Source organism: Mesorhizobium sp. M4A.F.Ca.ET.020.02.1.1, from assembly GCF_004022645.1.
Lineage (GTDB): Bacteria > Pseudomonadota > Alphaproteobacteria > Rhizobiales > Rhizobiaceae > Mesorhizobium.
In genome coordinates this window covers 1-5,562 of the sequence record NZ_RZOI01000401.1, presented here as the reverse complement: position 1 = coordinate 5,562, position 5,562 = coordinate 1, and the positions used below count along the sequence as shown (strand labels likewise).

The window sequence follows — 5,562 nt, the reverse complement described above, 5'->3', positions numbered from 1 at the left end:
GCCGCGCCTGGTGGTGATCGGCGCCAGCGCCTGGCTGATATGGACGGCGCCGATCACCACCAGGCGCGGCTGCGGCAGATGCACATTGAGGAAGAAGGTGCGCCCTTCCGCCTCGACCGAGCCGGAATTGCCGGTACGAAATGCCCTGGCGATCGCCTCGCCCAATTCGCCGGCGACTGGATCGCCCTCGCGCACGATGCGGTCGCGGCCGTCGCCGAGGTCGGTGACCAGGATCGCCGCGCGGCGGGCGCGGCGCACTTCGTTCAATGTTTTCAGCGCATACGGGTCCATGGCGCCCTAACCTAGCCGCTCGACATAGACCTTGATGCGGCCGCCGCAGGAGAGCCCCACCTGCCAGGCGGTCTCGTCGGCAACGCCGAACTCCAGCATCCTGGCCTTACCCGAGCCAATGACATCGATCGCCTCGGTCACCACCGCTCCTTCGACGCAGCCGCCGGAGACGGAGCCGTGGAAATTGCCGTCGGCGTCGATGACCAGATGGCTGCCGACCGGGCGCGGCGCCGAACCCCAGGTCTCGACCACGGTCGCGATGGCGACATCCTTGCCGTCCTTCATCCAGCCTTCCGCGATGATCAGGGGATCGCGGGCCTCATCGAGATAGATGCTGTCTTCCACGACTGCTTCCTCTTGGGGTCTGTTATGATCTGCGCACCACCAGTTCGCGCAAATGTATGGTCAATCAATCATCGCGACTGCGTCAACTTCGATTAGGTAGCCGGGGGACAGGCTCGCCACGCCAAGCACCACGTCAGCTGGTTTATGATCTCCGAACAGCTCTACCCGCGCCTTTTCGATGATCGGCAGGCATTCATCGCGATTGTAGTTGACGACATAGATCGTGATCCTGGCGACCTGCGCAGGCGCCGCACCGGCGGCGGCGAGTGCGCGGCCGAGATTGCCAAACACCTGGCGCGCCTGAGTCGCAAGATCACCACGGCCAACAAGTTTGCCATCCAGGTCTTCGGGCTCCTGGCCCGAGATGAATACCAACTTGCTGCCTGTCGCAACGACAACCTGGCTGTACGTCTGCGGAATTGGCAGATCCTTTGGGTTGATGCATTGGAGCGTCATTCATCGGTCCCTGTATGGTGATTTCAATTTTCCGGGAGTCTTTCTTCCGATGGATAAACATATGGCTATGCGGCGTGCCTGTCGCCAGCCCGCAGCCATCGACGCGGATCGACGCGAGCGGCCGGCCGCTGGTCGAGCGAGGCGCAGAGATCGGCCAACGCCTCGAGATTGTGCACCGGGCGGAACTCGTCGACATGCGGCAGCATCGCCTTGACGCCACGCGCGCGCGCCTCGAAACCGTCGAAGCGCAGCAGAGGGTTCAGCCAGATCAACCGACGGCAGGATTTGTGCAGTCGCTCCATTTCTTCCGAAAGGCCGGCGATCTCGTCGCGCTCCAACCCGTCGGTGATCAGCAGCACCACAGCCCCCTGCCCCAGCACGCGCCGCGACCACAGGCGGTTGAACTCGGCCAGCGTGTCGCCGATACGGGTGCCGCCGGACCAGTCCTTCACAGTCGCCGAGCACTCGGCGAGCGCGGCATCGGGATCGCGATGGCGCATCTGCCGCGTCAAATTGGTCAGGCGCGTGCCGAAGACGAAGGCATGCACGCGCCGGCGCTTTTCCGTCAGCGCGTGCAGGAAATGCAAGAAGATGCGCGTGTACTGGCTCATCGAGCCGGAAATGTCGGCAAGCACCACCAGCGGCGGATGCACCTCGCGGGCAGAGCGGAATTTCGGCAGGATCAGCGTGCCGCCGGTGCGCGCGGCCGACCGCATCATGGCACGCGGATCGATGCGCCTGCCTTGCGCGTCCGCCCTGAAGCGGCGCGTGCGGACCATGTCGAAGGGCAGCCGCAAGGCGGCGATCGCGTGCTTGGCCTCGGCCAGTTCAGCGGCGTCCATCTGGGCGAAATCCTTGCCGCGCAGCACCTCGTTGCCGGAAAAGGTGAAGCGGGCGTCGACCTCGATCTCGGGGATTTCCCTCGCCGGCTGGTTCTTCTGATGGCCCTCGAACATCGCCTGGCTGACGCGGGTCTCGGCCGCGCGAGGCTTCTGCTTCTCGCTGGTATTCAGCGCGACGGGCGAGAACATCGCCAGCATTTTCTCGATCAGTTCGCGCGATTTCCAGAACAGCCGGAAGGCCTCGTCGAAGACCGGATGGTCCTCGTGCCGGGAGACCAGCACGGCATGCAGCGTCCAGTAGAAATCATCGCGCGAGCCGATGCCGGCGGCAAGCACCGCCTCGATCGCATCCTTGACCGAAGCCGGCCCGACCCGCATGCCGGCCTTGCGCAAGGTACGGGCGAAGTAGACGATGTTGTCGGCGATGCGCCCGTCTTCCGTGGCCTCTGCGGGATCGGAACGCGGCGCCTTCATGGGCCTACTGCGCCGCCGCGAGCTCGGCCTTGACCTCGTCGAGGATGCGCCGGCCCTCGCCCGCGCCGATGCGAGCGATGTCGTCCTGGTATTTCAACAGCACGCCGATCGTGTCGGAAACTGTCTCCGGATCGAGCGCCACCTTGTCGAGTTCGGTCAATGCGCCGGCCCAGTCAATGGTTTCGGCGACGCCCGGCGCCTTGAACAATTCGATCTGGCGGAGCTTCTGGATGAAGGACACAACCTCGGCCGAAAGCCGGCTGTTGGCCTGCGGCACCTTGCGCCGTACGATCTCCAGCTCACGCTCTGCATTGGGATAGTCGACCCAGTGATAGAGGCAGCGCCGTTTCAGCGCGTCATGGATTTCGCGCGTGCGATTGGTGGTGATGATGACGATCGGCGGCTCCTCCGCCTTGATCGTGCCGAGCTCCGGCACCGTCACCTGGAAGTCCGAGAGGATTTCGAGCAGGAAGGCCTCGAAGGCCTCGTCGGTGCGGTCGAGCTCGTCGATGAGGAATACCGGGGCAGCGCCCGCCTTGCCGGTCAGCGCATCGAGCACCGGGCGGCGGATCAGGTACTTTTCGGAGAAGACGTTGCGCTCCATGTCCGAGCGCACGACCTTGCCGGCCGCCTCCTCCATGCGGATCTCGATCATCTGCGCGGCGTAGTTCCACTCGTAGACGGCGGAGGAGACGTCGAGCCCCTCATAGCACTGCAGGCGGATCAGCCGGCGGCCGAGCGCCTCGGCCAGCACCTTGGCGATCTCGGTCTTGCCGACGCCGGCCTCGCCCTCGAGGAAGAGCGGCCGCTTCATGCGCAATGAGAGAAACAGCACGGTGGCCAGCGAACGGTCCGCCACATAGTCCGCGCCGGTCAGGAGATCGAGCGTCTCGTCGATCGTCCGCGGCGCCGGGCGCGGTTTCAAGCCGGTCATTCCATCTCCGTAGAGTCAGCCATCAAGGCACCTACAGGGCGCGATAGCCGCGACCGTGATAGATCAGCGGGCGCAAATTATCGCCGATGCGCAGGCCTGTCACCTTGCCAAAAAGCACACGGTGCGTGGCGAGATCCTTGGTGTCGATCAGCTCGCAATCGAACACGGCAAGCGCCCCTTTCAGGGTCGGCGCGCCGGTCGAGATCACGTCCCATTCGCCCAGCGCAAACCGTTCCTCCACCGGCAGGCCGGTCATGCCGGAAAAGCCGACTGACAGCGGCTCCTGATGCGACGCCAGCGTGTTGAGCGCGAACTTGCCATTCGCAACGAAAGGCTCGTTCTTGGGATTCTCGCGGTTGAGGCAGACGAGCACGGTCGGCGGCGTGTCGGACACCGAGCAAGCGGCGATAACGGTCGCGCCTCGTCTGCCGGCGGGGCCGTCGGTGGTCACCACATGGACCTGGCCGGCAAAATGGGCCATCGCGTCGCGATAGGCCTGCGGCCCGATGTCGTTCTTCTTCAGCACAGATGATTTTCCTCAGAACCCACCGTTATATATGGCGGCATATTGCAAGCCACAAGCGAAGTGCTTGACGCATATCCCGAAATTCGCGTTGCGCCGAGGGCGGGCAGCCTTTAGGTCTTGGCGAAACGGGTGCCGGCAAACCTACCGCCGGCGCGGGAGGAACGCTTCGCTCACATGCGACCCCTGGTGACGATATTGGCGGTGCTGGCCTCGATTGCTTTCGCCGGCAACGCGGGCGCCGAAGACCTCGTCGTCGGCGTTGCGGCCCCCCTCTCCGGTCCTTCGGCGATCCTTGGCAAGCAGGTCGAAGCCGGCGCCGGGCTGGCGGCGGAAGCGAACGGCGCCGAGATCAAGACGCTCGATGACGCTTGCACCGCGGACGGCGGAGCCGCCGCGGCACGCGACTTCGCGGCGGCGAAAGTCGATGTGGTGGTTGGCTTCCTTTGCACCGAGGCGATCGAGGCGGCACTGCCGATCCTGAAAGAGGCTGGCATTCCCGTCATCACTGTCGGCGTGCGCACCGAAAGCCTGACCGACCGGCGCGCCAAGACCGGCTGGCCGGTCTATCGGCTCGGGCCACGCGGCGATGACGAGCGCAATGCCGCTGCCAGGATCCTGACGCATCGGTGGCAGAACGAACTCTTCGCCATCGTCGATGACGGCACGATCTACGGCCGCGAGATCGCCGAGACGTTCAGGGCGGCCGCCGAGCAGGCGGCGCTGAAACCGGTGTTCGTCGACACATTCCGGCCGCAGCTCGACAACCAGATCGGCCTGATCGGCCGGCTGAAAAAGGCCGGGGCAACCAAGGTGTTCGCCGGCGGCGACGGCGACGACATCGCCATCATGGGTCGCGATGCCGGCTCGCTCAATGCTGGCATCACTCTCGCCGGTGGCGAAAATCTGCGTACGCCCCCCGGCAATGTGCCCTATGCCGCGGGTACGCTGATGATCGCGCCGCCCGAATGGGCCGAGGCCGCCGATCCCAAGGTGGTGCAGGCTTTCGCGGAGAGAAGCGTCATACCGGAAGGCTACGTGTTGCCGGCCTATGCCGCGGTCGAGATCGCCAAAGCTGCAACCGCTGAAGCGGAAAGCTCGGGCAAGCCGCTTGCCGAAGCGCTCACCGGGCGTGACTTCGCGACTGCGATCGGGCCCATCCGGTTCGACGACAAGGGCGATCTCAGCCAGTCTCCGTTCCGCGCCTTCCGCTTCGATGGAACGCGCTTCGTACCGCTGGAGACGAAGTGATGTTCCGCGCCGGCCCGCGTAACCTGATCACCGATGTCGCCGGCCTCAGGGTCGGCAACGCCGCAGACGCCAGGTTGAAGTCGGGGGTGACGGCACTGCTTTGCGACGACCCGGCGGTGGCGGGCGTGCAGGTGCTGGGCGGCGCGCCGGGGACGCGTGAGACCGACCTTCTGGAGCCACAGAATTCGGTCCAAGAGATCCATGCCATCGTGCTTTCGGGCGGCTCGGCCTTCGGCCTCGACGCCGCCTCGGGCGTGCAGGCGGCCCTGCGCGAAAGAAACATCGGCGTCGAGGTCGGCGGCTTCCGCGTGCCGATCGTGCCGGCGGCGATCCTGTTCGACCTACGCAATGGCGGCGACAAGGGCTGGGGCCGCTACCCGCCTTATCGCGACCTCGGCTACCAAGCCGCGCAAGCGGCAGAGGCCGACTTTGCATTGGGCACGACC

Annotated in this window: 7 protein-coding genes and 1 pseudogene; 2 read left to right on the top strand and 6 right to left on the bottom strand. The window is 65.3% G+C overall.

Annotated elements, in window-relative coordinates; all coding sequences use genetic code 11:
* The 6 genes and pseudogenes from EN742_RS22345 to EN742_RS22320 all read right to left on the bottom strand — a co-directional run.
* Positions 1-291: pseudogene (locus EN742_RS22345) on the bottom strand (XdhC family protein); the annotation flags it as partial.
* A 6-nt stretch (positions 292-297) separates the two neighbouring features.
* Complete coding sequence (locus EN742_RS22340; protein WP_127406795.1) at positions 298-636, bottom strand: XdhC family protein; 339 nt, start codon at positions 634-636, stop codon at positions 298-300.
* A gap of 60 nt (positions 637-696) precedes the next feature.
* On the bottom strand, positions 697-1,092 hold the full coding sequence (locus tag EN742_RS22335) for a RidA family protein (protein WP_127406796.1): 396 nt from the start codon (positions 1,090-1,092) through the stop codon (positions 697-699).
* A 65-nt stretch (positions 1,093-1,157) separates the two neighbouring features.
* Positions 1,158-2,408: a VWA domain-containing protein gene (locus EN742_RS22330; protein WP_127406797.1), complete on the bottom strand. Its 1,251-nt coding sequence runs from the start codon at positions 2,406-2,408 to the stop codon at positions 1,158-1,160.
* Positions 2,409-2,412: 4 nt separating this feature from the next.
* Positions 2,413-3,342 (bottom strand): MoxR family ATPase, encoded by a 930-nt coding sequence (locus EN742_RS22325; protein ID WP_126054824.1) that lies wholly within the window; start codon positions 3,340-3,342, stop codon positions 2,413-2,415.
* Between the two features lie 31 nt (positions 3,343-3,373).
* Positions 3,374-3,868, bottom strand: coding sequence for a flavin reductase (locus tag EN742_RS22320; protein WP_128333281.1), 495 nt, complete (start codon positions 3,866-3,868; stop codon positions 3,374-3,376).
* A gap of 174 nt (positions 3,869-4,042) precedes the next feature.
* Here EN742_RS22320 and EN742_RS22315 point away from each other — a divergent pair, with 174 nt between their 5' ends.
* Both EN742_RS22315 and EN742_RS22310 read left to right on the top strand, forming a co-directional pair.
* Positions 4,043-5,116, top strand: a complete 1,074-nt coding sequence (locus tag EN742_RS22315) for a branched-chain amino acid ABC transporter substrate-binding protein (RefSeq protein WP_128333280.1) — start codon at positions 4,043-4,045, stop codon at positions 5,114-5,116.
* A partial coding sequence (locus EN742_RS22310) for a P1 family peptidase (protein WP_189375516.1) occupies positions 5,116-5,562 on the top strand: 447 nt, incomplete at its 3' end. The genes EN742_RS22315 and EN742_RS22310, both read left to right, overlap by 1 nt.